The 25,231-nt window shown below is 69.4% G+C and carries 21 protein-coding genes and 1 tRNA gene; 16 read left to right on the top strand and 6 right to left on the bottom strand.

The annotated features are described in order from the left end of the window. The first annotated feature begins 2 nt into the window (after window positions 1–2). The 12 genes from cobO (at window position 3) to BM417_RS22815 (ending at window position 14,328) form a co-directional block, all read left to right on the top strand. Complete coding sequence (gene cobO / locus BM417_RS22870; RefSeq protein WP_090074249.1) at window positions 3–617, top strand: cob(I)yrinic acid a,c-diamide adenosyltransferase; 615 nt, start codon at window positions 3–5, stop codon at window positions 615–617. 100 nt (window positions 618–717) lie between these two features. Then, window positions 718–2,097, top strand: coding sequence for a cobyrinate a,c-diamide synthase (locus BM417_RS22865; RefSeq protein WP_245822083.1), 1,380 nt, complete (start codon window positions 718–720; stop codon window positions 2,095–2,097). Between the two features lie 31 nt (window positions 2,098–2,128). After that, complete coding sequence (locus BM417_RS22860; protein ID WP_093597759.1) at window positions 2,129–3,172, top strand: cobalt-precorrin-4/precorrin-4 C(11)-methyltransferase; 1,044 nt, start codon at window positions 2,129–2,131, stop codon at window positions 3,170–3,172. Beyond that, window positions 3,172–3,993 carry a hypothetical protein gene (locus BM417_RS22855; protein WP_093597756.1) on the top strand — a complete coding sequence of 274 codons (822 nt, stop codon included), beginning with the start codon at window positions 3,172–3,174 and terminating at the stop codon, window positions 3,991–3,993. The genes BM417_RS22860 and BM417_RS22855 overlap by 1 nt, the downstream gene beginning before the upstream one ends. Further along, on the top strand, window positions 3,990–5,246 hold the full coding sequence (locus BM417_RS22850; RefSeq protein ID WP_093597753.1) for a cobalamin biosynthesis protein: 1,257 nt from the start codon (window positions 3,990–3,992) through the stop codon (window positions 5,244–5,246). The genes BM417_RS22855 and BM417_RS22850 overlap by 4 nt, the downstream gene beginning before the upstream one ends. Window positions 5,247–5,349: 103 nt before the next feature. After that, window positions 5,350–6,723 carry a M36 family metallopeptidase gene (locus BM417_RS22845; protein WP_093597750.1) on the top strand — a complete coding sequence of 458 codons (1,374 nt, stop codon included), beginning with the start codon at window positions 5,350–5,352 and terminating at the stop codon, window positions 6,721–6,723. A 124-nt stretch (window positions 6,724–6,847) separates the two neighbouring features. Further along, entirely contained in the window at window positions 6,848–7,624 is a 777-nt protein-coding gene (locus BM417_RS22840; protein ID WP_093597747.1) for a S1 family peptidase, read from the top strand. A 51-nt stretch (window positions 7,625–7,675) separates the two neighbouring features. Continuing rightward, window positions 7,676–8,389, top strand: coding sequence for a PIG-L deacetylase family protein (locus BM417_RS22835; protein ID WP_093597744.1), 714 nt, complete (start codon window positions 7,676–7,678; stop codon window positions 8,387–8,389). Between the two features lie 51 nt (window positions 8,390–8,440). Beyond that, window positions 8,441–9,649 carry a uroporphyrinogen-III C-methyltransferase gene (cobA, locus tag BM417_RS22830; protein ID WP_093597741.1) on the top strand — a complete coding sequence of 403 codons (1,209 nt, stop codon included), beginning with the start codon at window positions 8,441–8,443 and terminating at the stop codon, window positions 9,647–9,649. 122 nt (window positions 9,650–9,771) lie between these two features. Beyond that, the gene (locus tag BM417_RS22825) at window positions 9,772–10,635 is read left to right on the top strand and encodes an RICIN domain-containing protein (RefSeq protein WP_245822081.1); all 864 of its coding nucleotides are present in this window, start codon (window positions 9,772–9,774) and stop codon (window positions 10,633–10,635) included. 130 nt (window positions 10,636–10,765) lie between these two features. Continuing rightward, window positions 10,766–12,496 (top strand): ABC transporter ATP-binding protein, encoded by a 1,731-nt coding sequence (locus BM417_RS22820; protein WP_093597736.1) that lies wholly within the window; start codon window positions 10,766–10,768, stop codon window positions 12,494–12,496. Further along, entirely contained in the window at window positions 12,493–14,328 is a 1,836-nt protein-coding gene (locus BM417_RS22815) for an ABC transporter ATP-binding protein (RefSeq protein WP_093597733.1), read from the top strand. The genes BM417_RS22820 and BM417_RS22815 overlap by 4 nt, the downstream gene beginning before the upstream one ends. On the opposite strand, the gene BM417_RS22810 is transcribed toward BM417_RS22815, so the two are convergent. From BM417_RS22810 to yaaA, 4 genes are all read right to left on the bottom strand, one after another. After that, window positions 14,273–15,451, bottom strand: coding sequence for an MFS transporter (locus BM417_RS22810; protein ID WP_093597730.1), 1,179 nt, complete (start codon window positions 15,449–15,451; stop codon window positions 14,273–14,275). The two genes, BM417_RS22815 and BM417_RS22810, sit on opposite strands and share 56 nt — an antisense overlap. 74 nt (window positions 15,452–15,525) lie before the next feature. Further along, entirely contained in the window at window positions 15,526–17,076 is a 1,551-nt protein-coding gene (locus BM417_RS22805) for a DEAD/DEAH box helicase (protein ID WP_093597727.1), read from the bottom strand. A 234-nt stretch (window positions 17,077–17,310) separates the two neighbouring features. Continuing rightward, window positions 17,311–18,279 (bottom strand): serine protein kinase RIO, encoded by a 969-nt coding sequence (locus BM417_RS22800; RefSeq protein ID WP_407656167.1) that lies wholly within the window; start codon window positions 18,277–18,279, stop codon window positions 17,311–17,313. 207 nt (window positions 18,280–18,486) lie between these two features. After that, window positions 18,487–19,215: a peroxide stress protein YaaA gene (yaaA, locus tag BM417_RS22795; RefSeq protein ID WP_093597724.1), complete on the bottom strand. Its 729-nt coding sequence runs from the start codon at window positions 19,213–19,215 to the stop codon at window positions 18,487–18,489. 60 nt (window positions 19,216–19,275) lie between these two features. On the opposite strand from yaaA, the gene BM417_RS22790 reads away from it, so the two are divergent. Together BM417_RS22790 and BM417_RS22785 are read left to right on the top strand one after the other, a co-directional pair. Beyond that, window positions 19,276–20,610 (top strand): hypothetical protein, encoded by a 1,335-nt coding sequence (locus BM417_RS22790; RefSeq protein ID WP_093597721.1) that lies wholly within the window; start codon window positions 19,276–19,278, stop codon window positions 20,608–20,610. A gap of 16 nt (window positions 20,611–20,626) precedes the next feature. Continuing rightward, window positions 20,627–20,700, top strand: a tRNA-Ser gene (locus BM417_RS22785). 61 nt (window positions 20,701–20,761) lie between these two features. Here BM417_RS22785 and BM417_RS22780 read toward each other — a convergent pair. After that, complete coding sequence (locus tag BM417_RS22780) at window positions 20,762–21,517, bottom strand: SAM-dependent methyltransferase (protein WP_093597718.1); 756 nt, start codon at window positions 21,515–21,517, stop codon at window positions 20,762–20,764. An 86-nt stretch (window positions 21,518–21,603) separates the two neighbouring features. On the opposite strand from BM417_RS22780, the gene BM417_RS22775 reads away from it, so the two are divergent. Further along, on the top strand, window positions 21,604–22,560 hold the full coding sequence (locus tag BM417_RS22775) for a GNAT family N-acetyltransferase (protein ID WP_093597715.1): 957 nt from the start codon (window positions 21,604–21,606) through the stop codon (window positions 22,558–22,560). 428 nt (window positions 22,561–22,988) lie between these two features. On the opposite strand, the gene BM417_RS22770 is transcribed toward BM417_RS22775, so the two are convergent. Beyond that, the gene (locus BM417_RS22770) at window positions 22,989–23,348 is read right to left on the bottom strand and encodes a VOC family protein (RefSeq protein ID WP_093597712.1); all 360 of its coding nucleotides are present in this window, start codon (window positions 23,346–23,348) and stop codon (window positions 22,989–22,991) included. Window positions 23,349–23,483: 135 nt separating this feature from the next. Here BM417_RS22770 and BM417_RS22765 point away from each other — a divergent pair, with 135 nt between their 5' ends. Then, on the top strand, window positions 23,484–25,226 hold the full coding sequence (locus BM417_RS22765) for a proline--tRNA ligase (RefSeq protein ID WP_093597709.1): 1,743 nt from the start codon (window positions 23,484–23,486) through the stop codon (window positions 25,224–25,226). Window positions 25,227–25,231: the final 5 nt, after the last annotated feature.

The following is a 25,231-nucleotide window of genomic DNA, read 5'->3' as shown; positions in this document are numbered from 1 at the left end:
CAGTGCCTCAAGGACAACCCACCGAGGTGCCGAAGGACGGCTTGACCACCCGGCAGCGCCGCAACCGGCCGTTGCTGATGCTGCACACCGGTGAGATGAAGGGGAAGTCGACGTCGGCGTTCGGCATGGCGCTGCGCGGCTGGAATCAGGGCTGGGACATCGGCGTGTTCCAGTTCGTGAAGTCCGCCAAGTGGAAGGTCGGCGAGGAGTCCGCGTTCAAGGCGCTCGGCCGGCTGCACGACGAGACCGGCGAGGGCGGCGCGGTCGAGTGGCACAAGATGGGCGAGGGCTGGTCCTGGACCCGCAAGCAGGGCACCGAGGACGACCACGCCACGGCCGCGCTCGAAGGCTGGCACGAGATCCAGCGCCGGATCAACGCCGAACGCCACGGCTTCTACGTGCTCGACGAGTTCACCTACCCGCTGCACTGGGGCTGGATCGACGTCGACGAGGTGGTGGAGACCCTGGCGAACCGGCCTGGCCACCAGCATGTCGTGATCACCGGGCGGTACGCGCCGCAGAAGCTGGTCGACGCCGCCGACCTCGTGGTGGAGATGACCAAGGTCAAGCACCCGATGGACGCCGGGCAGAAGGGCCAGCGGGGGATCGAGTGGTGAACAGGCTGACGGGCGCGGCCACCGGCCTGGGGCGGCGAGGCGACCAGGCGGCGAGCAGGCCGGTGGGCGCCGCCACCGGCTCCGGACAGCGGGGGGCCAGGTGGTGAACCGCCTGGTCGTCGCGGCCCCGGCCTCGGGCAGCGGCAAGACCACCGTCGCGACGGGCCTGATGGCCGCGTTGCGCCGCGCCGGGTCGCGGGTCGCGCCGTTCAAGGTGGGACCCGACTACATCGACCCCGGCTACCACTCGCTCGCCACGAACAGGCCCGGCCGCAACCTCGACCCCGTGATGGTCGGCGAGCACCGGATCCCCGCCCTGTTCGCGCACGGCTCCAAGGGCTGCGACATCGCGGTGGTCGAGGGCGTGATGGGGCTGTTCGACGGCCGCATCGACACCGCCGGCATCGGCTCGACCGCGCACGTCGCCAAGCTGATCAACGCGCCGGTGCTGTTCGTCGTGGACGCACGCGGGCAAAGCCGGTCGCTCGCCGCGCTGCTGCACGGCTTCCGCGGCTACGACCCCACGGTCCGGCTCGGCGGCGTGATCCTCAACCAGGTCGGGTCGGAACGGCACGAGCAGGTGCTTCGGTCGGCGTGCGACGAAGTGGGTCTCGACGTGCTCGGCGTGCTGCCGCGCGATCCGCAGTTCTCCTTGCCCTCACGGCATTTGGGGCTCGTGACGGCGGCGGAGCACGGCCCGGAGGCCGTCGCCGCGGTCGACGCCATCGCCGCCGCCGTGGCCAAGCACGTCGATCTCGACGCGGTGCGCAGGCTGGCCGCGTCGGTGCCCGCGATGGCCGTCGCCGCGTGGGAACCCCAGGTCGACCGCGTCGAGAACGAGCCGGTGATCGCGGTCGCGGGCGGGGCGGCGTTCACGTTCGGCTACGCCGAGCACGTCGAGGTGCTGGAAGCGGCGGGCGCGGCCGTCGCCGTCGTCGATCCGCTCCACGACGAAGATCTTCCGGAGGGCACTTCGGGCCTCGTCCTGCCCGGCGGATTCCCCGAGCAGCACGCGGAAGCCCTGTCGGCCAACGCGAAGTTGCGCGAGGCGGTGACCCGGTTCGCTCGTTCGGGTGCGCCGGTCCACGCCGAGTGCGGAGGGTTGCTGTACCTCGCGAGATCACTGGACGGGCACCCGATGTGCGGCGTGCTCGACGCCGAGGGGTTCATGACCCCGAAGCTGACCCTCGGGTATCGGGACGCGGTGGCCTCCGCGAGCTCACCGCTGCACCCGCCGGGCAGCCGCGTGACCGGCCACGAGTTCCACCGGACCCAGCTGTCCACACCGCACTCGGCCCCGCCCGCCTGGCACTGGCGCGGCGTCGACTCACGGCCCGTCGCCGAGGGGTTCGTGGTGGGCGGTGTGCACGCGTCGTACCTGCACACGCACCCCGCCGGTGATCCGGAGGCCGTAGCCCGTTTCGTGCGGGCCTGCCACCCGTTCGTGGCAGGAGTGGCAGACGGTACGGTCATCGCTTAAGTCTCTCCCCGAAACCCCCTGTGGAGCTGTCGTGACGACGACCGGTCGGGTCTCCTTCGTCGGCGCCGGTCCCGGTGCCGCCGACCTCATCACTCTCCGAGGCGCGCGCCGCATCGCGGACGCCGACGTCGTCATCTGGGCACCCACGGCGGTGGACGTCGAGTGCGTCCGCGAGCACGCCCGTGCCGACGCCGAACTGGTCGACTTCTCCCGCGTCACGCCGGAGGAGATCACCGACCTGTACCGCCGTGCCGCCGCGTCACGTCAGGTCGTCGTGCGCCTGCACTCGGGCGACGCCGCGACCGGCGGTGGCGTCCAGGAGCAGCACGACCTGTGCGTGCGTCTCGGTCTCGAGGTCGAGGTCGTGCCGGGCGTGTCCGTCGTCGCCGCCGCTGCCGCCAAGATCGGCCGCGAGCTGACGCTGACCGAGGCGTCGTCCACCGTGCTGATCTCGCCGGAGAGCAGCGAGCTCGTGAGCGAGTTCGCCGCGCTGCAGACCACGATGGCCGCCACGGTCTCGGGCGCGCGCACCGGCCAGTTCGTGGAGAAGCTGCTCCAGGGCGGGTACTCCGAGGCCACGCCGGTCGTCGTCGCGTACAAGGTGAGCCAGGCCGACGAACTGGTCGTGCACACCACGGTCGGCGAGCTCGAGTCGGTGGTGAAGCAGCACAAGCTGTACCGCCCGACGCTGTTCCTCGTCGGTGCCGCGGTGAAGGCGCCCACGCGTCGTGTCTCGGCCTCGGCGACGACGTCGGTGGACGAGCCGCTGCGCGCCGCCCGCCCGACCCGCTGGTCCCGCCGCGCCGCCTCGCGCATCGCGACCCGCGTGGACGAGCCGATTCCCGCGTCCGAGCCCGCTGCCGCCACCGCTCCCGTCGCCGAGCCGAACCCGGCGTGGACGGCGGTGGAGGAAATACAACAGTCGGTGCGCAAGCCCGCCGAGGAGCCCGCGCCGAAGCCGAAGCTGACGGTGGTCGCGGCGGAGAAGCCGAAGCCCCCGACGGTCCGCGCTTCGACGGCCACTCCCAAGAAGCGGCCAGCCGCCCGTAAGCCCAAGCGCACCGCCGGCAACTGATGTCGGTCGAGAAGCTGCTGGAGGCAGCGGGCCGCCCCGTCGAGATCGTCGATGCGGCGGACGGCCTGCGTCCCGCGCTGAACGTGTGCCGCGCCCGTTCCGCCGTGCTCGTCAAGCTGGCCGACGGCATCGGGCCCGCCGAGATCGGTGCCGGCCTCGCGGGCTGGCGCCGATCCCTGATCGTGCAGGACTCGGGCGAACTGACCACTGTGGACCCGCGGGACGCGGTGACGAGGCGTTGGACCGCACCGGACGCCGTGTTGTGCCTGGCGGACAACGAGTTCCTCCGTGCGAACGACGGCTGGGCGCTGCCGGACGACGCCTTCGGAAGCCGCACGCACGTGCTCGGCGCCGAGGTCCGCGCGTTCGTGCTGGCCCGCCTCGCCCCACGTCCCGGCGTGCTGGTGTGGGACGTGCTCGCAGGTTCCGGCGCGGTCGGCGTCGAGTGTGCCCGGCTGGGTGCCGCGGTGATCGCGGTCGAGCCGGATCCCGTGCAGTGCGTTCGCATCATCGCGAACGCCTCCGCGCACGGCGTCGACGTCCGTGTCGAGGAAGCCGAACTGGACGCGCCCTCGTTGCCGCGTCCGGACGCGGTGTTCGTCGGCCGCGGCAATCTGAGCGCGGTCAAGGCGAGCGCGGCGGCATCGGCCAAGCGCGTCGTCGTCGCGACGGAGAGCGTGGACGAGATCGTGCCCGCGCGGGATGCGTTGCAGGCCGCGGGGTACGAGGTCGAGGGCGTGCACTGGACCGCCTCGCGCCTGCTGGATTCCGGTTTCGCGCCTGCCGTACCGGTGACCGTGTTGTGGGGATCCAAGAAGTGATCGGTGTGTTCGCCGGCGCCGCCCAACGTGGTGACGCCGCAGATCTGGCCGGGCTTCTCGGTGCCGACGCCGTCGTCCCCGACGGTCCGGTCAAGCCCGCCGTCCGCGGTCTCTGGCCCCGCCTGGGCGCCGTCGTGCTGTTCCTGGACGCGGCCGCCGCGGTCCGGCTGATCGCGCCCTTGTTGCGGGACAAGCGATCCGACCCCGCCGTGGTGTGCGTGGACGAACACTTCGTCGTCGCGCTGGCCGGTGACGTGGACGTGTTCGCCCGCCACGTCGCGGACCTGCTGAACCGCACGGCCGTGGTGACCAGCGGCCCGTCCATCGACTCGGTCCTGGACGAGCTGGTCGAACAGCTCGACGCCACCGCGGACGGCGACGTCGCGGCCTGCACCGCCGCCATCGAGGCGGGCGAGAAGGTCGTGCTGCGCAACCCGTTGAACTTCCCGCTGCCCGCCTTGCCGCCGAACGTCGTGGCGGGCGGTGAGGACGCGACCTGGGTGATCGTCATCGACGACCGGGCCGCCGCGACCAAGGACAACGTGCTGCGGATCGTGCCGCGCACGCTCGTCGTCGGTGTGGGCTCGACGCGCGGTGCGTCGGCCACGAGCGTGGGTGCCGCACTGTCGGAACTGGACAGCCACGGTGGTCTGGATCTGCGTGCCATCAAGGCGTTCGCGACGGCGGACGCCAAGGCGGACGAACCCGGCATCGTGGACGCGGTGGAGGACTGGGGTTTCTGGCACGGCGACACCGCCGAGCTGCTGACGTTCCCGACCGAGGAACTCGCCGAGATCGGTGTGCCGAACCCGAGCTCGGTGGTGCGCAACTCGATGGGCACCGCGAGCGTCGCGGAGGCGGCCGCGTTGCGGGGCGCGCGGAGCATCGGCCACGGCGGACCGATCGAGCTGGCGGCCGAGAAGTTCAAGCGGGACAACGTGACCGTGGCCGCGGCACGGGTGCTGCCGCGCGGCCGGCTCGCCCTGGTCGGGCTCGGTCCCGGCTCCGCGGAGGAACGCACGCCCCGCGCGGAGGCGGAGATCCGGCGCGCGGCGTTCGTGATCGGGACGCCCGAGGCGATCGACGCCGTCGGGCCGCTTCTGCGCTCTGGCACCGAAGTCGGCCACGAGGGCGCGTGTGATTTGGCCTCGCGTGGGGCCGCGGTCGCGTTCGTCGCATTTGGAACCGGACCAACGCTGGACAATCCGGTCGAAGCCGACGTAATTGTTGTTCCCGGAATATGGGAACGCTGATGTTTTTCCTTCTTTCGTAGGGTCTCTGCCGAAGTTTTCTTGATTAGCGTCGCCATGCACACGGCCCACCCCTGCACCGGGCCCGAAAGCACTGGAGACCGGCATGAGAGCCCGTCGTCTCGTCGCCGTCGCCTGCACCGCCGGCGTCGCGCTGTCCCTGCTGACGATCACCGCCCAGGCCGCCGCGCCCAAGGAAGGCTTGCGGCTGCTGACCGTCCGCGACTCCCTGACCGCCACGCACACCTGGTACGAGCAGACGTTCGACGGAAAACCGGTGCTGGGCGCCTACTACGTCGAGCACGTCGACAAGTCGACCGGCGTGAAGACCGTGGACGACGGCAGGATCGCGGTCGGCGCGGTCGACGTCACGCCCGCCGTCACCGCCGAGGACGCCAAGACCAAGGTGAGTGCTCCCGAGGGCGCGAACCTCAAGGTGCTGCCCGGCACCGGCCTCGTCTACGAGGTGATCTCCGACAACGGCAAGGGATCCGAGCGCACGCTGGTGCACGCGGAGTCCGGCGCCGTCGTGAAGACCGAGAGCCTGGTCAAGCACGCGAACGGCACCGGCAAGGTGTTCAGCCCGAACCCCGTGTCGTCGCAGCAGAACCAGGACCTCAAGGACGCCAACGACGCCGACTCGGCAGTGCCCGCCGCCGCGTACAAGACGGTCACGCTGTCCGATCTGGACGGTTCCGGCTACCTCAAGGGCAGCTACGCGACGCTGACCGGCGCCAAGAGCAAGCTCGCGTACAACAAGAGCAACAAGTTCGAGTACACGCGGAACAACGACCTCTTCGAGCAGGTCAACGCCTACTGGGGCGTGACGGAGGCGCAGAAGTACATCCAGAGCCTCGGTTTCAAGAACATCAACAACGAGGCGCAGAAGATCACGACGCTCGGCCTGACCGAGGACAACTCGTTCTACGACCCGTCGAAGGACCAGATCACCTTCGGCACGGGCGGCGTGGACGACGCCGAGGACGTCGAGGTGGTGTGGCACGAGCTCGGCCACGCGATCCAGGACGCCCAGGTGCCGGGCTTCGGCTCGTCCCTCGACGGCGGCTCGATCGGTGAGGGCTTCGGCGACTGGTGGGCGTTGATCATGTCCTCCCGCGACGCACAGGACACGGCCAAGGTCCCGTTGGCGTGCATCATGGACTGGGACGCCACGGCGTACACGACCGAGACGCCGCACTGCCTGCGCCGCACCGACACCAGCATCACGGTGAGCCAGCGGCAGAACGAGGTGCACTTCGACGGCCAGATCTGGTCGCGGGCGCTGTGGGACATCTACACCCGGTTCGGCCGGGACAAGGCGGCGAAGATCGTGCTGGAGGCGCAGTTCTCCTACTCGCCCTCGACCTCCTTCGCGCAGGCCGCCACGGTGACCGTGGAGACCGCCAGGAAACTTTACGGTGACACGGATGCAGCATTCATCCGATCTGCGTTCGACGCACGAGGAATCGAAAAGAACTAAGTCAAAAGTCAAACCGCCCTAAACAGACAAGTGGCGGTTGTGCTGCTGATTCTCCGCCCGTGACGCTGTGTGTGCCGCTGCTGTACACCCTGCACACACAGTGTCATCGGGAAGGACTGGCAACATGGCGAAAACCCTGCATCGCCTGATCGTGTCCGTCGTGGTGTCCGCTCTCGCGAGCATCTTCTTCATCGCCCCCGCGGCCAACGCCGGCGACGTGTCGCCGATGATCGTCGGTGGTACGCGGGCGAGCACCTCGACCTATCCGTGGGTGGTCTACCTGGCCTCGACCTCCGGTTCGCAGTTCTGCGGAGGCACGCTGACGAAGGCCAACAAGGTCGTCACCGCCGCACACTGCGTGAAGGGCCGCACGCCTGCCAGCACGCGCGTCGTGCACGGACGTGACGACAAGCAGAGCACCGTGGGCACGGTCGCGAACGTGACCAAGATCTGGGTGCACCCGAGCTACACCACGGCGACCGCCGGCTACGACGTGGCCGTGCTGACGCTGGACCGCAACATCAGCTCGGCCACCCTGCCGCTGGCCACGCCGTCCGACACCGCGCTCTACACGGCCGGCAACTCCGCGCTGATCCTCGGCTGGGGCACCACGTCCTCGGGCGGTTCCGCCTCGCGGTACCTGCTCAAGGCCAACGTGCCGCTGACCTCGGACGCGACCTGCAAGACCGCGTACTCGCAGTACAGCAACACCTCCATGGTGTGCGCGGGCTTCCCGCAGGGCGGCGTCGACACCTGCCAGGGCGACTCCGGTGGCCCGCTGGTGTTCGGCGGCAAGCTCATCGGTGACACCTCGTGGGGCCGCGGTTGCGCCGGTGCCGGCTACCCCGGCGTGTACGGCCGGATCGCCCCGTACTACTCGGTGATCACTGCTCAGCTCTAAGCGGTCGTTTGTCTGTTGCAGGGTGCGTGCCGTGGCGCGCACCCTGCACGCATGGCTGATCTGGAAGCTGTGCCGGAAGACTGGTCGAGCGCGCTGGTCGTCGTCGCTCATCCCGATGACATGGAGTACGGCGGTGCGGGCGCTATCGCGCGTTGGACCGCCCAAGGCAAGAACATCGCGTACCTGCTCGCGTGCCGTGGTGAGAACGGCATCGACTCGTTGGAACCGACTGTCTGCGGGCCGTTGCGGGTCGCGGAGCAGATCGCGGCATGCGTGGCCGTCGGCGTGACCGAGGTCGAGTTCCTGGACCACCCGGACGGCACCATCGAGTACGGCCTTCCGCTGCGGCGCGACATCGCGGCCGCCATCCGCCGCCACAAGCCGGAGTTCGTGATCACCGGCAACCACCGCGAGACGTGGCCCGGCGGTGGGCTGAACATGGCCGACCACATCGCCGTCGGACGCGCGACCGTCGACGCGGTGCGGGACGCGGGCAACCGGTGGATATTCCCGGAGCTCGGGCTGGAGAAGTGGGAAGGCGTGAAGTACGTGGCGGCGGCGTCCTCGCCGTTGGCGACGCACGCCGTGGACATCACCGACTCCTTCTATGCCTCCGTGGTCTCTCTACGCGCGCACAAGGCGTACCTGGAGGCGTTGAGCGGCGACATGGCCGATCCGGCGACGTTCCTCCGTTCGATGGCGGAGAACGTCGGGAAGCGGTTCGGAGGGGGTCTAGCCACCTCTTTCGAGCTGCTGGCGCTGTGACCATGTTCCCTTCGGCTGGACACGGCGTGTCCCGTGTGGATGCTTCTACGCATGCCCTTTGAACAGCACTACCTGGCCGGCCTCGACCTCCGGGGCCGGCGCGTCCTCGTGGTCGGCGGAGGCACGGTCGCGCAGCGCCGTCTACCTCGCCTGATCGCGTCCGGCGCCGTCGTCGAGCTCGTGTCGCCGTCCGTCACACCCGCCGTGCAGGGCATGGTCGACGCGGGCGAGCTGACGTGGCATGAGCGGCGTTACGAGGCCGGCGACGTCGAGGGCGCGTGGTACGTGGTGGCGTGCACATCGCACGTTGAGGTGAATACGCAGATCGGCGAAGAAGCGCTCTCGCAGCGGGTGTTCTGTGTGCGCGCGGACATCGCAGTCGAGGGCACGGCCGTGACGCCGGCGACCGGCACGCACGACGGCATGTTGATCGGTGTGCTGGCGGGTGGCGAGCACCGCCGGTCGGCTTCCGTGCGGGACGGGCTCGTGGCGGCGTTGCGCGACGGGCGCATCGCGGACCAGGCCGCTCCGCCCGTGGGCGTGGCGCTGGTGGGTGGCGGACCCGGCGATCCCGAGCTGATCACCGTGCAGGGCAAGCGATTGCTGGCCCACGCGGACGTGGTCGTGGCCGATCGGCTGGCACCGCGCGAACTGCTGGAGGAACTGCCCGCGCACGTCGAGGTCGTGGACGCGGCGAAGATCCCGTACGGCCGTGCGGCGACGCAGGAGTTCATCAACCAGACGCTGATCGACCGCGCCAAGGAGGGGAAGTTCGTCGTCCGGCTCAAGGGCGGCGACCCGTACGTCTTCGGGCGTGGTTTCGAGGAACTGCTGGCGTGCGCCGAGGCCGGGATCCCCGTGACCGTGGTGCCGGGCGTGACGTCGGCGTTCGGCGTGCCCGCGCTGGCCGGTGTGCCGGTGACGCACCGAGGCGTGGCGCACGAGGTCGTCGTCGTCTCCGGCCACGTCGCGCCGGACGACCCGCGCTCTCTCGTTGACTGGTCCGCGATCGCACGCCTTCGTGGCACCGTCGTGCTGATGATGGCCGTCGAACGAGCCGGTGCGTTCGCCACGGCGTTGATGGAAGGCCGCCCCGGTTCGACGCCCGTCGCGGTCATTCAGGAAGGCAGTACTGCGTCTCAGCGCGTTTTCCGGTCCACTTTGGACTCGCTGGGTGCGGACGTGAAGACCTGGGAGGTTCGTCCTCCGGCGATCATCGTGGTCGGCCCCGTCGCGGGGATTGCTTCCGCAAATAGTTAGATAAGTTTCTTTACAAAAGCCGCGCACCCGGTGGACTCTGCATTCACGCCGCCTAAGTCCACCGGTTTGCGGAGGCCCGCATGAAACGCGTCCTGTCTTTGGCGGCAGGCATTGTGCTTGCGATGTCCGGTTTGGTCGTTTCGACACCGGCGAACGCGGCACCCCAACAGGTCTTCTGGACCTTCTACGGCTGGTACGACAACACGCCGCCCGGTGGTGACATCGCCTATCCGCAGATCCACGACTCGGCCGGCGGAAAGGGCACGTGGTCGGACCCGATCACGTTCGCGACGTCCAGCAAAGAGGCCAGGCCGGGAACGAAGATCTATTTCCCGCGGGTCAAGAAGTACTTCATCATGGAGGACTCCTGTTCCTCCTGTGAGCAGGACTGGAACGGCAACGGCCCCAACGGCGGCCCGAAGCTGTGGCACTTCGACGCGTGGGTCGGCGGCAAGGGCGGCAACGCCATGAACGCGATCGACTGCGAGGACGCGCTGACGAACTACCACGACGACGGCAAGCCGGTGATGGAGGAGACCATCCTCAACCCACCGTCGAACCTCCAGGTGGACCCGACGCCGATCTTCAACACCTCGACCGGCGAGTGCTACGGCGGCGCGAAGCCCAAGACCACCAACGGCGAGTACAAGAACGTCTCGACCGGCAAGTGCCTTCAGGGCGGCGCGTCCGGCTCGCAGCTGACCACGGCCACCTGCACTGGCGCCGCGAACCAGCAGTTCAAGTTCCACGGCGCGTTCATGGAGCAGGGCTCGCCCCAGCAGTGCACCACGCTGTCCTCGGGCAAGGTGCTGCTGAAGAAGTGCGACGGCGGACCGGCTCAGCAGTGGTCGATCAACCCGAACAAGACGATTTCGGACATGCAGTACAACACCAAGTGCTACCGAGATGCGTCCGGCAAGGTGACGGCGGCGTCCTGTTCCGGTTCCGTTGCCCAGTGGACCTTCAAGGCGGCGGCCAGGAAGTAGCGAATTCACTCTGCGGCTTTACCTGCCACCGTTCAGGCTTCGGCCTGGACGGTGGTTTTTTCGTGCACCTCTCGACCTACAGGAGCCTTGCTTGTCCACCCAGACAGCCTCGCCGCCAGGCGGGGACCGAGTGCTCACCCGCCTGCTGACGACCTACCTGCGGCCGTATCGCAGGGAGTTGACCATCGTCGTCGCGTTGCAGCTCGTCGGCACGATCGCCTCGCTGTACCTGCCGAGTCTCAACGCCGACATCATCGACAACGGCGTCGCGCGCGGTGACACCTCGTACATCGTGGATCAGGGCGTCTGGATGCTCGTCGTCTCGCTGCTCCAGATCGCCTGTTCGATCGTGGCCGTCCGGTACGGCACGCGCGCCGCGATGGCGTTCGGGCGGGACGTGCGCTCTGGGGTGTTCCACCGGGTCGGCTCGTTCTCCGCGCAGGAGGTCGCGCGGTTCGGGGCGCCGTCGCTGATCACCCGCACGACCAACGACGTGCAGCAGGTCCAGGTGCTGGTGGTGATGCTGACGACGATGTTCGTCGCGGCGCCGATCATGTCCGTGGCCGGTGTGGTGATGGCTTTGCGCGAGGACGTCGGGCTGTCGTGGTTGCTGCTGGTGTGCGTGCCGGTGCTGGCGATCGCGGTCGCCATGATCACCGTGCGGATGGTGCCGTTGTTCCGGCGTCAGCAGGAGCGCATCGACCACGTGAACCGGGTGCTGCGCGAACAGCTCACCGGCGTGCGCGTGGTGCGGGCGTTCGTGCGGGAGAAGGCGGAGACCGAACGGTTCGCCGACGCCAACGCGCAGCTCACCGACGTCGCGCTGAGGGCAGGCCGGCTACAGGCGATGATCTTCCCGACGGTCATGCTGATCTTCAACGTCTCCAGCGTCGCGGTCTTGTGGTTCGGGGCGCAGCGCGTGGCGGACGGGGAGATGCGGGTCGGCGCGCTCACCGCGTTCCTCGCCTACCTCCTGCAGATCCTGATGTCGGTGATGATGGCGTCGTTCATCTCGACGATGGTGCCGCGTGCCTCCGTCAGTGCGGGGCGGATCATGGAGGTCATCGAGACCGAACCGTCGGTGCACGCTCCTTCGGAGTCGGTGGCCGCCTCTGTTGGACGTGGAGAGGTTTCCTTTCACAGCGCGGAGTTCCGGTACCCCGGTGCCGACGCGCCGGTGCTCAGGAGCACGTCGTTCAGCGTAGGCGCCGGGCAGACCACCGCGATCATCGGCAGCACCGGCTCCGGCAAGACCACGTTGATGAGCCTGATCCCGCGGCTGATCGACGTGACGGCGGGGGAGGTGCGGGTCGGCGGCGTCGACGTGCGGGCGCAGGACCCCGAGGCGTTGCGATCGAGGATCGGGCTCGTGCCGCAGGTGTCGTACCTGTTCACCGGAACCGTGCGGTCGAACCTTCAGCACGGCGCACCTGACGCCACCGACGAGCAGATGTGGACGGCGCTGGACATCGCGCAGTCGCGCGACTTCGTCACCGCGATGGGCGGGCTCGACGCGGTGATCTCGCAGGGCGGCACCAACTTGTCCGGCGGCCAGCGGCAACGGCTCTCCATCGCGCGGGCACTGGTGCGCAGGCCTGACGTGTACCTGTTCGACGACTCGTTCTCCGCGCTCGACCTCGCCACCGACGCGGCGTTGCGCGCGGCACTGCGGCCGTACACGCGCGACGCAGCCGTGATCGTCGTGGCGCAGCGGGTCTCCACCGTGGCTCAAGCCGACCAGATCCTCGTGCTGGAGAACGGCGAGATCGTCGGCAGGGGCACGCACCGCGAACTGATGGACAACTGCCCCACCTACCTGGAGATCGTCCACTCCCAGCTCACGCCGGAGGAGGCGTCATGACCACCACCACTCGTGAGCAGCCGCGGCCGCTGGGCGGCCCCGCCGGCCGGTTCGCCATGCAGGCGCCGGTCAGCAAGGCGGCGGACTTCCGCACGTCGGCCCGGCGTCTGGCCGGCCTGATGAAACCCGAACGCGTCACCTTCGCCGCCGTCGTCGGACTGGGCGTGCTCGGCATCGCGTTCACCGTCCTGGGCCCGAAGATCCTCGGCGACGCCACCGACATCATCTTCGACGGCCTCATCGGGGACGGGATCGCGTTCGGTTCACTGGCTGGCGTGCTCTCCTTCGCGCTGGGCCTGTACGTGCTGGCCTCGCTGTTCGGCTGGTTTCAGGGGCGGCTGCTGAACACGGTGGTGCAGCGCGTGGTCTACCGGCTGCGCGAGAGCGTTGAGGCGAAGCTGCACCGGTTGCCGCTCAAGTACTTCGACGGCCAGCCGCGCGGTGAGCTGCTCTCCCGCGTCACCAACGACATCGACAACATCTCGACGACGTTGCAGCAGACCATGAGCCAGCTGCTGACGGCCGTTCTGAGCATCATCGGCGTGACCGTGATGATGTTCGTGATCTCGCCGCTGCTCGCGGTGGTGATGATGCTGGTCATCCCGATCTCGGTCGCCCTGACCGGCGCGATCGGCAAGCGCGCGCAGAAGCAGTTCGTGGCGCAGTGGAAGCACACCGGCCGGCTGAACGCGCACATCGAGGAGGCGTTCAGCGGCCACCAGCTGGTGACGGCGTTCGGCAGGCAGCAGGAGTCGGAGGCGGAGTTCCGCCGCCGCAACGACGAGCTGTACGAGGCGGCGGCCGGCGCGCAGTTCGTGTCCGGCCTGATCATGCCGTCGATGATGTTCCTGTCGAACCTCAGCTACGTCGCCATCGCGGTGATCGGCGGCCTGCGCATCACCTCCGGCAGCATGACATTGGGCGAGGTGACGGCGTTCATCCAGTACTCGCGCCAGTTCACCCAGCCGCTCACCCAGGCCGCCTCGCTGTCGAACCTGCTCCAGTCCGGCGTGGCGTCGGCGGAGCGGGTGTTCGAACTGCTCGACGCACCGGAACAACGCCCCGACGCAGCGGACGCCGTTCCGCCGCCGTGGCGCTGCGGCAAGGTCGAGTTCCAGGACGTGTCGTTCTCCTACGACCCGGACAAGCCGTTGATCGAGAACCTCTCGCTGGTAGCGGAACCCGGCCAGATGATCGCCATCGTCGGCCCGACCGGCGCGGGCAAGACGACGCTGGTGAACCTCATCATGCGGTTCTACGAACTCAGCGGCGGCCGCATCACTCTCGACGATGTCGACATCACCTCGCTGCGCCGCGCGGACCTGCGCGCACAGGCAAGCATGGTGCTGCAGGAGACATGGCTGTTCGGCGGCACGATCCGCGACAACATCGCGTACGGCAAACCGGGCGCTACAGAGGAGGAGATCCTCGCTGCGGCCGAAGCGACCTATGTGGACCGTTTCGTGCGCTGCCTGCCCGACGGCTACGACACCGTGATCGACGAGGAGGGCTCGAACGTCTCGGCAGGCGAAAAGCAGCTGCTCACCATCGCGCGTGCGTTCCTGTCCGACCCGACGCTGCTGATCCTCGACGAGGCGACCAGCTCGGTCGACACCCGCACGGAGTCGTTGGTGCAGCACGCCATGGCAGCACTGCGCTCGTCACGCACGTCGTTCGTCATCGCCCACCGGCTGTCCACCATCCGCGACGCCGACCTGATCCTGGTGATGGAGGCCGGGCGCATCGTCGAACAGGGCACGCACGACGAACTGCTCGCTAGGCAGGGTGCGTACCACCGGCTGTACTCAGCGCAGTTCGCCGCAGCGGTGTGAGGCTGAGCAGCCCCACAGCGGTTCTCAGTGCGACCGACACGTACCAAGGAGCAAGCAGTCCGAAGTAGTCAGCGGTGAGTCCGCCCAGCAGCGCGCCGACCGGCTGAACACCCCAGGTGATCAGGGTCTGCGCGCTGCTGACGCGGCCGAGCAACTCCGTGGGCACCACTCTCTGCCGGAAGCTCGCGGTCGCCACGCCCCACACCGCCGTGCAGAACGAACTCACCACCGCGAACGCCGCGACCGTTGCGAGGTCGTGGGCGAGCGTCGCGATTCCCAGCCACATCAACGGAATCAGCACGACGGTCGCCGTGACCGTGCTGCGATACCTCGCGAGCAACCGTTCGGCGAGCAGTCCGCCAGCGACCCCGCCACACGCGAGAGTGGCCAGAAAGGCCCCGAACCCGGCGTTCGTCAGCCCAAGTCTCTGCTGGGCGAACAACACCAGCGTCGCCATCGTCATCGCGATGCACAGGTTCGTCGTCGCCGACACGACCGTGATGGTTCTCAACGCCTTGTGCTTCATCAGCCACCGCAAGCCTTCCGCGACCTTCGGCCTCGCGGTCGGCTCCTTGCGTTCGGTGCGCATCTTGCTGACCAGCACCGCTGCCAGCGCGAACGTCAGCGCGTTGACCCAGAACGGCGCAGGCACCGCGATCGCGAACAGCAGCCCGCCGAGTGGTGGCCCCACGAACTGCAACGCCACCGCCTGCGACGCGAACAGCCGCCCGTTCGCCCGCTCCAGCAGGTGGTTCTCCACGGTGGCCTTGATGAGCGGCTGCCCCACGGCTCTGGGGATGTTCTCGGCCGTGCCGATCAGGAACGCCATGCCGTACAGGAACGCGATGTGTGTGCTGTGAAAGGCCGCGAGCAACGCCATGAGCACGCACTGAACCCACAACGCCGCGATCAACAGTCTTCGGCCGTCGTACCGGTCCGCGGCCGCACCGGCCGGAAGCGCGACCAGCAGCCAGGGGAGCGCGCCGAAGAAGCTGACGCCGGCGATCAGCTTCGGATCCTGCGTGAGCGTGGTGGCGAGCAGCGGAAGTGCCGCCAGGAAGATGCCGTCCCCCAACGCCGAGATGGCGCTGCCGCTCCACAGCAGGTACCAGTTCCGCCCCATGCCGCACCGTACACACGACGAAGGCCGCCTCCCCGAAGCGGGGAAGCGGCCTTCAGCCGTTGATCAGATCAAGCTCAGTGCTGCGGTGCTGCCCGGCGCGGACGACCCGCGCCGCGCTCGGTCCGCCCGAACGTGCGACCGCCCTCGGAACGCTCCGAACGGCGCGGTCCACCACGGAACTCGCCACCCTCGGTGCGCCGGCCGGAGCCGCCGCGGTAGCCACCGCCACCGCTGCCACCGGCAGCGGGAGCGCCGAAGCGACGACCGCCGGAGCCACCGCTGCGGCGGGCCGGCTTCTCGCGCTCGATGATCGGCTCGCCGCTCGGGATGCGGGCGCCGGTGATGCGGACCAGGTCCTCGTCACCGGGGCGCACCTTCGTGCTCTCCGGACGGATGCCCGCACGCGCGGCCATGCCCTGGACGGCGCGACGCTGGTCGTGCGTGACCAGGGTGACGACCGTGCCGGACTGGCCTGCGCGGGCCGTGCGGCCGGCGCGGTGCAGGTAGTCCTTCGGGTCGGCCGGCGGGTCGACGTGGACGACCAGCGAGACGTCATCGACGTGGATGCCGCGGGCGGCGACGTCGGTGGCGATCAGGACCGGCATGGTGCCCTCGCGGAACTCGCCGAGCACGCGGGTGCGCGCGCTCTGCGCCTTGCCGCCGTGCAGCGCTCCGGCGTTGACGCCCATCGAACGCAGCTTCTTGGCCAGGCGGTCCACGTGGTGCTTGGTGCGCACGAACATGATCGTGCGGCCCTCGCGCGCGGCCACCTCGTTCACCACGTTCTGCTTGTCCTCAGCGGACACGAACAGCAGGTGGTGCTCCATGGTCGTGACGCTGGCGGTGGCCGGGGCCACCGAGTGCGTCACCGGGCTGTGCAGGTACTGGCGGACCAGCTTGTCCACGTCGCCGTCGAGCGTCGCGGAGAACAGCAGACGCTGTCCGTCCTGCGGGGTCAGGTCGAGGATCGCGCGGACCTGGGGCATGAAGCCCATGTCCGCCATCTGGTCGGCCTCGTCCAGCGCGGTGATCTCGACGGAGCCGAGGTCGCACGTGCCCTGGCGGACGTGGTCGGACAAACGGCCCGGCGTCGCGATCAGCAGGTCGACGCCGCGGCGCAGGTGTTCGATCTGGCGCGGGAACGACGTGCCGCCGACGACGACGCGGCACCACAGGCCCAGCGAGCGAGCGTGCGGCATGAGAGCCGTCTCCACCTGCATCGCGAGCTCGCGGGTCGGGACGAGGATCAGGCCACGCGGCTTGTGCGGCACGGAGCGGCCGCTCGCGAGGCGGGTCAGCATCGCGAGGCCGAACGCCAGCGTCTTGCCGGAGCCGGTCTGGCCACGGCCGAGGATGTCGCGGCCGGCCATGGCGTCGGGAAGGGTGGCCGCCTGGATCGGGAACGGCTCGGTGATTTCGTTGGCGACGAGCGACTTGATGAGCGCGTCGGCAAGGCCGAGTTCAGCGAACGAGGGCAGCGGGCCTTCCGGCAGCGTGCTCTCGAAGACCTCGGCGACGATCGGTTCCTCGACCCGCTGCTGCGGACGCGAGGAATTGCCCTGGCGACCCGAGCGGCGCCGCGGTGACCTGCGGCTTTGCCCACGCTCGGAACGGCCTTCGGACATTGATGGCAAAACAAACCTCCGGGACATGGCACGTCTCGAGGCTGCCCCGCGAGCTACCGCGGTGCCGATCACAAGGACGGGCCCGGCGTGATGGTCACGCCGCTGATGAGTGGGTGGAAACACCGGTCAACGGCTGTCAGGCCTTCATCGGTGTACAGCACAGTCTAGCTGATCAATGACGACAGCTTGCGCGCCCGGCAGTGTCGTTGGACACGGCCGGGCGCGCAACGTGCGTCAGGCCATACCCGCCACGTCCAGCAGCGTCGCCACCAGCGCGGACGGGTCGCCGATCTCGTGCGGCAGACCGCGCGAGGCGAACCAGCCGCAGATGTTGCGCACGTCGCGGTCGAGGAACTCAGGGCCGCGAGGGTTCGCGACCAGGTCGACCACCTGCGGCAGGTCGATCATGACCAGCCTGCCGTCGTGGACCATCAGGTTGTACGCCGAGAGGTCGCCGTGCGTGATGCCCGCCTCGGCGAGCGTCATCAGCGTCGCGACCAGCTGGCGCCACAGGTCGAGCAGCTCGTCCTCGTCGGGACGGGCCTGCGCGAGCCGCGGCGCGGCAGTGCCGTCGGCGTCACCGATGAACTCCAGCAGCAGCTCGGTGCCGCTGCGCTGCACCGGATACGGCACGGGTGCGCCGATCTGCCACAGCTGGGAGAGCGCGGCGAACTCCGCGACCGCCCACTGCTCCGCGATCAGGTTGCGCCCGAACGCGGTGCGGTTCGCGATCGCCCGCGTCTCACGGGACTTCTTCATGCGACGACCTTCGAGATAGCCCGCGTCGCGGTGGAACATCCGGTGGTCGTTGCTGCGGTAGCGCTTGGCGGCGAGCAGGGTCGACCTCTCGCCGATGGCGCGTTCCAGCAGGAAGACGTCCGCCTCCTTGCCGGTCTTCACGATGCCCAGCTCGCGGTCCACCGCGGCCAGTTCCGTGATGAGCCAGTCGGGGTGCGGTTTCGGACCCTGGTCGGCGTCGCCCCACGTGGACCAGCGGTCGCCGTCCTCGGGGGTGTCCGCGGTGCTGAGCTGGTCCTCGCGCAGTCGCGAGACCCGCAGCTTCTCTTCTTCGGTCATTCGGCCGCGACGCGTGGGTCCCGCGTCGTCGGCGATCCGGTTGGTGCGCTTTCCCTTGCGCCGCATGGTGTCGTCGGCGCCATCGAAAGCAGATTCGTAACGTTCGAAAAGATCGTGCTCGCGCACGGTGGGGTCTCCCTGGCGATGAAGGTGACCGCCCCACTGGCGCTCTGCGATCAAACGGTGCTGATCAGGCGCGAAGGGCGGCTGGACGGGTCGCGAACGCGGTGCCACGTCCAAAGACAGGCTCTGACATCACGCACCTCCTCGATCCAGCTTCGTTTCACGCTTCGGAGGGAAGCTTGCCTTGCGGGACTGGTGCCCGCAACCGAATTAACCGGTGATCAGGTCCGCGGTCTTCTCGCCCGTCGGCACCATCGTGAGCCCGGCCTTCTGCGCGAGCTTGACCAGGCTTTTCAGGTCCGCGGGCTCACTGTTGGACTTCGCGATGGCGCGCGCGAGCAGCCCCTTGTGCGCCTTGTTGAAGTGGCTCACGACCTTGCCTTCGCTCGTGATCACCCGGACGACGACGGCGTGCGGGATCCGCGCGAGGCTCGAGTACGCGCCGGACCGCAGGTCGACGACGAACTCGTCGGCCTCCTTGAACACGGGCTCCAGCACTGGTTTCCACACCGTGCGCAGGCCGCCGTGACCGGGTAGCGCGCTCCCACCGGACAGCCGGTACGCGGGCACGGGATCGCCGCCGCGAATCGCCCCGAACAGCGCCGACGCGACCGCGAGCCGCTGGTAGGCGCGTTCTTTCTCGGCCTTCTTCAGTGACGGGAAGTCCAGGTTGTCGTAGAGCACGCCGGTGTAGCGCAGCAGCGCGGGCGTGGTCTCCGACGTGCGCAGTGAGGCGTTGCGGTGCACCTCGTCGACCTGGCGTTCGGAGATGTCGAGCGCCTTGAGGCTCGCCGGGACGTCCTTCGCGAGATCGGCCAGCGCGGACACCAGCTTGTCGCGGACCGGGTTGAGCTCGGGGAACGACAGCGCGTCGAGGTCGAGCGGCGCGCCCTCGCCGCCGATCGCCTTGGTCTCCGACGGGGGAAGCAGCACCAGCACGGTTGAAAAGGGTAGGGCAAAGCCGGAAAACAGCTGGACCTGCATGGTCTTCTGGAAGGCGTGGACGCACTGGACCGCCTGTACCGCTCGCTCGACGCGCGGATGCGCCCGGAGGACGTCGCGACCCTGGTTCGCGAGGCTCAGCCCTCGCTGACGGAAGCTGAGCACCGCGTGATCGGCGAGGTGGCGTTGCACGCCCGGCGCTGGCACGGGTTCTCGGGCATGAGCGACGACTACGCCCGCCCGGTCGGCGCCGCTCGCCAGGTGGCCGCGACGCGGGTCGTGTTCGGCGTGGACGGTGCCGTCGACGCGGACGACCCGTTGTCCGTGCTGGAGTTCGCGTCGCTCGTGGGCGCGGAGATCGCCTGGGACCCGGACCGCACGGACTTCCTCTCCGACCGCCTGAACCGCGACGAGCGGGCCGCCGCGGGCATCGGTCTGTCGAAGCGCCAGTACAACCGCCGCTTCCGGATGCTGCGCAGGCTGTCGGCCAAGGCGGACCGCCTCGACCGCGTGATCGTGACGCGCGACGTCACCCTGCTCGCCGCCGCCGGTTTCGTCGGCACGATCGACCGCGACCGCTTCCGCGCGGACGTCAACGCCGCGTGCTTCATCGCCTACTACACGGCCCGCCGCAAGCTGCGCCGCCGGTTCACGCTGCTCGGCCGCGACAACGCGTTCGACCAGGTCGCGGCGGCACTGCTGCGCCGCTGCCGCCTCGCCGCCGGCACGGACTGGGCGATGATCGCCCTGGCCCACCCGACCGAGGAGGTGCTGGGCCACCTGACGCCGGAACAGCTCGGCAACCAGATCGGCCGCTGGTCGGCTGCCACGCGGTCGGCGGCGGCCGTGCTGGGCGACCTCTGGCAGGAGAACGACTTCGAGCAGGCGAACATGGTCGTCCGCCGAGGACACGACTCGTCCACCTGGAACACCTTCGCGCGCGCCTACAACGCCGCCCGCGCGGGCTGGATCTCCAGCCTGCACGCCGCCGGAGCCGCCGACCTGCTGGCCGACGCGTGGCCGGGCAAGGCGATGCGGCTGATGGCGGCCGACCTCGCGTGGTGGCACCGCGACACGGGCGGCGACCTGCACTCGGACACCGACGTGTGGGCCGCTCTGCCGCTGCCGTGGGAGGTTCTCGACGGCACCGCGACCTGTACGCGCGGCGATGTCGAACGCGCCTGCCGCAGCTTCGACATGGACCCGGCTCGCTCCGGCTGGTCGGCTCCACGCGCGCACGGCGCCACCGCCCGCTTCCGCCCGACCCCGGAACTCGTGCACGGCGTGGCCGTCGCGGATCCCGTGTGGGGCATGGCGTTGCGCCGCGCCGGCGTGTACAGCGGCAAGGCCCCGGTATCCCCGGTATTCGGTGGACAGGACGCGGCGGGATGAGCAGGCTGGCGTTCGTTCGGCTGTAGTTCAGCGGTAGAACGCCCGGCTCGACTCTCCGGGTGGACGCCGGTTCGAGCCCGGCCGGCCGAACACCCTCTGCACACGTGACTCAGTGGCAGGGCTCCGGTCCGCCACTGAGCCGTGTCGGACGTCAGGGTGCCTGGAGAGTCAGGTAGGCCAGGCCGAGCGTGCCGCGCCATCCCCGCAACCGGTAGCCGCGGGAGGTGTCGGCCTTCGCCCTGATCTCCGGGGCGTGCTCGGAGTCCGGGTTGTCGCGCAGCCAGCGCTCCCAGGCGAGGCCGTGCCCGTTCTCGAACACGTCCCACTCGTCGAGGCTCGCCTGTTCCACCGCGAGCATGCGGTAGCCGTGGGCGTGCGCGAGGTCCACCAGGTCGGCCACCGAGCCGTACTGGTCGCGCGGCACCGGCATCGCGGCCAGCTGGTCCTCGGTCGGCTCGCGTTCCCAGAAGCCCTCGCCCAGCAGGAGCCGTCCGCCCGCGCGCAGCAGCTGCTTCGCCGCCGTGAGCGCGTTCGCCGTGTGCTGCAACGGGTCTCCGCCCCACACCTGACTGGCGCCGTTGACGATCACCACGTCGGCCGGCCGATCCGGGTGCCACTGGGCGACGTCCGCCACCTGAAGGCTGACGCGCCCGGTCAGGCCTCGGGCCTCGGCGTTGGCCTGCCCGTGGGCGATGTCCGCGGCGTTCAGGTCGACACCGGTGCCGGTGGCCGTGGGCGCGGCTTCCAGGGTTCGCAGGAGGAACTCCGCCCAGCCGCAGCCGACGTCCAGCACGTGGGCGTCGTCCAGTGGCATGAGCGAACGGATCAGGCGTGCCGCTCGTTGCTCGGACAGAGGCCCGTGGAACGTCAGGTCCTCGTGCAGCGGTGCGATCTCTGGTGGCGTCATCGCTCGCAGGATGGCCCCGGCGGCGCATCGCGGGCAACGCGTTATTCGGTTGTTGGCGTTATCGCCTCCCCGTAGCGTCATTCGACGTGGAACTCGTGTGGCGCCCGCTCACGACAGCGGACATCCCAGAGGTGGCCGCTCTCTACAACGCGGCCGAGGCGGTCGACGACACCGGCGAACTGTTGTCCGAAGAGGACTTCGCCGAGTCGTTCGGCAAGGCCGACCTGCCCGGCGGATCGTTGGCCGTGCTCACGGGCGGAAGGCTTGCGGCCTACGGGCTGGTCGCGTTGCGCGACAACCCCGTGGACACGCACCGCGTCCGGCTGGACGGCGTGGTCCACCCCGAGTTCCGGCGTGAGGGCATCGGGCTGCAACTGCTGCCACGCCTCGCCACCCTGGCGCACGACCTCCACGTCGCACGCCACCCGGACCTGCCGCTCGCCGTGTGCACCATGGTCGAGAGCCGTGCCGAGGGACACGTCGCGCTGGTCGAGAAGCTCGGCTTCGGCGCCGACCGCTACTTCTACGAGCTGGAGGTGGCACTGGGCGAGTCACTCGCCCAGGTCCCGATCCCGTCCGGCTACGAGATCGTGCCGTTCTCCGCGGCCCGTGACGAAGAGGTCCGCCAGGTCTGCAACGCGGCGTTCGCCCAGCACTGGGGGTCGGTCGACCGCAGCCCGGAGGAATGGGCGGCGTCGTTCACCGACAGCAAGCGGTTCGTTCCGGAGTCCTCCTTCCTGGCGCTCTTCCAGGGCGCCGTGGTCGGGTTCGTGCTCGCACGGCACTACCCGGTCGTCGAAGAGATGACCGGCGTCCGCGAGTTGTGGATCGGGGACGTCGGCACCCTGGAGGAGCACCGCGGGCGTGGCGTGGCCACGGCCCTGCTGAGCTGGACGCTGGCTCAGAGCAGGACGCAGGGCTACCAGCGCGCCGGGCTCTCCGTGGACTCGGCCAACTCGACCCGTGCGCTCGGCGTGTACGAGCGCGCCGGGTTCGAGGTGGCGCGGACCTGGATCGACTACGGGCTGCCGGTCGCGCTGTAGTGGCGTGATCCGGCCCGTTGGCGAGCGAATGCACGCTCAGCGGGGAGTTCTCGCGGCGCCGCTCCCACACCCCGTGCAACCGGTACGAGGTCGTGGAGGCGGCACCGCGATGCACCCACCTGGCCGCGAGTTCGCCCGGCCTGACCGCGGGTCGTCCGACCTGGCTGCGGGTTGGCCGGTCTGGCCGCGAGTTCGCACGGCCTGGCTGCGGGTTGCCTGGCCTGACCGCGCGTTGCCCGGCCTGACCCGAGCTCGTCACGGCCTGACCACAGGTTGCCCGGCTTGGCTGCAGGTTGCCTGGCCTGGCTGCGGGTCTGTCGGGCCCGACCCCAGGTTTGCCCGGTCTGGCTGCGCGTTTGCCTGGCCTGGCCGCGAGCTCGTCACGGCCCGACCGCGGGTCCGCCCGGCAACGGGCCGGATCACTCCGACTAGAGCTCCTCGCCCGGCTGGCCGACGCAGAACTGGTTGCCGTCCGGGTCGGCGAGCACCGACCACACGAGGCCGGGAACGCTGTGCACCCCGACCTCCGTGGCACCGAGCTCGACCAGGCGGGCCACCTCCGCCAGGCGGTCTGGCACGTGCGAGTCGAAGTGGACTCTGTTCTTGCCCGGCGTCGCGTCCGGCACCTGCTGGATGCCGAGCACGGCACCGGACTCGGTGTTCGGCGCGAGCAGGATGAAGTCACCCCAGTCGTTCTGGATCGTGGTGCCCAGAGCGGCGGTCCAGAACTCCGCGAGCTTGCGCGCGTCGCCCGTGTCGATGGTGATCATGTCGATGGTCAGAGGCATGGGACGGACGCTACCCAGGGGGTCTGACAATTCTGGTTCGCGCAGGTCAGAGCCCACCGGAAGCACCGCGCGCGATTTCGGGGAACGTCCAACCAGTACGCTGTTTCAACTGCCCGTGAACGAGGAGTACCCACCGTGATCACCAGGATGTCGTCGCTGTTCCTGCGCACCCTTCGCGAGGATCCGGCGGACGCCGAAGTGCCCAGCCACAAGCTGCTGGTGCGCGCCGGCTACGTCCGCCGCGTCGCGCCGGGCGGGTACACCTGGCTGCCGCTGGGACTCAAGGTCCTGCGCAACATCGAGGCCGTCGTCCGCGAGGAGATGGACGCCTTCGGCGCGCAGGAGATCCAGTTCCCCGCGCTGCTGCCCAAGGAGCCCTACGAGGCGACGAACCGGTGGGAGGAGTACGGCCCCAACCTGTTCCGCCTCAAGGACCGCAAGGGCGCCGACTACCTCCTCGGGCCCACGCACGAGGAGATGTTCACCCTCACCGTGAAGGGTGAGTACAGCTCCTACAAGGACTACCCCGTCACGCTGTACCAGATCCAGACCAAGTACCGCGACGAGGCGCGTCCCCGTGCGGGCATCCTGCGCGGGCGCGAGTTCCTGATGAAGGACTCGTACTCGTTCGACCTCACCGACGAGGGTCTGAGCCAGTCGTACAAGGACCACCGTGACGCCTACATCCGCATCTTCGACCGGCTCGGCCTGGAGTACGTGATCGTCTCCGCCACGTCCGGTGCGATGGGCGGGTCCGCGTCCGAGGAGTTCCTCGCCGTCGCCGAGACGGGCGAGGACACCTTCGTGCGCAGCACCGAGTCCGGTTACGCGGCGAACGTCGAGGCCGTCACGACGCCCGCGCCCCCCGCGCAGTCGATCGACGACAAGCCCGCGGCGCAGGTGCACCACACGCCGAACACGCCCACCATCGAGACGCTGGTGGACTTCCTCAACGCGAACACCGACCGCAAGTTCACCGCGGCCGACACGCTGAAGAACGTCCTGGTCAAGGTCAAGCGCCCCGGCAAGGACTGGGAGTTGCTCGCGGTGGCCGTCCCCGGTGACCGCGAGGTCGACTTCAAGCGTCTCGAAGCGGCGCTCGAACCGGCCGAGGTCGCCATGCTCGAAGCGGCCGACTTCGCCAAGAACTCGTTCCTGGTCAAGGGATACATCGGTCCGGGAGCCATCCAGGCCAACGGCATCCGCTTCCTCGCCGACCCCCGCGTCGTCACGGGTACCGCGTGGGTCACCGGCGCGGACAAGGCCGACCACCACGTCGTCGACCTGGTGGCGGGCCGTGACTTCACGCCCGACGGCGTCATCGACGTCGCCGAGGTCCGTGAGGGCGACGCGTCGCCGGACGGCAAGGGTGTGCTGGTCGCCGCGCGCGGCATCGAGATCGGCCACATCTTCCAGCTCGGCCGCAAGTACGCGGACGCGTTCTCGCTCGACGCCCTCGGCCCGGACTCCAAGCCCGTCCGGATCACCATGGGCTCGTACGGCGTCGGCGTCTCGCGGCTCGTCGCGGTCATCGCGGAGCAGTCGCACGACGACCGCGGCCTGATCTGGCCCCGCAACGTCGCCCCCGCCGACGTCCACGTCGTGGTCGCCGGCAAGGACGAGACGCTCATGGCCGCCGGTGAGGACTTCGCGAAGCAGCTCAGCGCCAAGGGCCTCAAGGTCCTGCTGGACGACCGCAAGGCGAGCCCCGGCGTGAAGTTCGCGGACGCCGAGCTCGTCGGCATCCCGACGATCCTGGTGATCGGCCGCGGCCTGAAGGACGGCACGGTCGAGGTCAAGGACCGCCGCTCCGGTGAGCGCGTCGAGGTGCCGGTCGCGGAGGCCGTCGACCACCTGGTGCAGGTCGTCAACAGCTGAAAGAA

This window comes from Lentzea waywayandensis (assembly GCF_900115955.1).
In the GTDB taxonomy this organism is placed as follows: domain Bacteria; phylum Actinomycetota; class Actinomycetes; order Mycobacteriales; family Pseudonocardiaceae; genus Lentzea; species Lentzea waywayandensis.
This window is presented reverse-complemented; position numbering and strand designations above follow the sequence as displayed.

What these genes read in the sequence shown, in the direction of transcription:
- BM417_RS22825 (WP_245822081.1), top strand. Translation starts at nt 9,772, where the DNA reads ATGTCCGGTTTGGTCGTTTCGACACCGGCGAACGCGGCACCCCAACAG.
- BM417_RS22770 (WP_093597712.1), bottom strand. Translation starts at nt 23,348, where the DNA reads ATGCCTCTGACCATCGACATGATCACCATCGACACGGGCGACGCGCGC.
- cobA (WP_093597741.1), top strand. Translation starts at nt 8,441, where the DNA reads ATGCCCTTTGAACAGCACTACCTGGCCGGCCTCGACCTCCGGGGCCGG.
- BM417_RS22805 (WP_093597727.1), bottom strand. Translation starts at nt 17,076, where the DNA reads ATGTCCGAAGGCCGTTCCGAGCGTGGGCAAAGCCGCAGGTCACCGCGG.
- BM417_RS22835 (WP_093597744.1), top strand. Translation starts at nt 7,676, where the DNA reads ATGGCTGATCTGGAAGCTGTGCCGGAAGACTGGTCGAGCGCGCTGGTC.
- BM417_RS22845 (WP_093597750.1), top strand. Translation starts at nt 5,350, where the DNA reads ATGAGAGCCCGTCGTCTCGTCGCCGTCGCCTGCACCGCCGGCGTCGCG.
- BM417_RS22855 (WP_093597756.1), top strand. Translation starts at nt 3,172, where the DNA reads ATGTCGGTCGAGAAGCTGCTGGAGGCAGCGGGCCGCCCCGTCGAGATC.
- BM417_RS22780 (WP_093597718.1), bottom strand. Translation starts at nt 21,517, where the DNA reads ATGACGCCACCAGAGATCGCACCGCTGCACGAGGACCTGACGTTCCAC.
- BM417_RS22840 (WP_093597747.1), top strand. Translation starts at nt 6,848, where the DNA reads ATGGCGAAAACCCTGCATCGCCTGATCGTGTCCGTCGTGGTGTCCGCT.
- BM417_RS22815 (WP_093597733.1), top strand. Translation starts at nt 12,493, where the DNA reads ATGACCACCACCACTCGTGAGCAGCCGCGGCCGCTGGGCGGCCCCGCC.
- BM417_RS22810 (WP_093597730.1), bottom strand. Translation starts at nt 15,451, where the DNA reads ATGGGGCGGAACTGGTACCTGCTGTGGAGCGGCAGCGCCATCTCGGCG.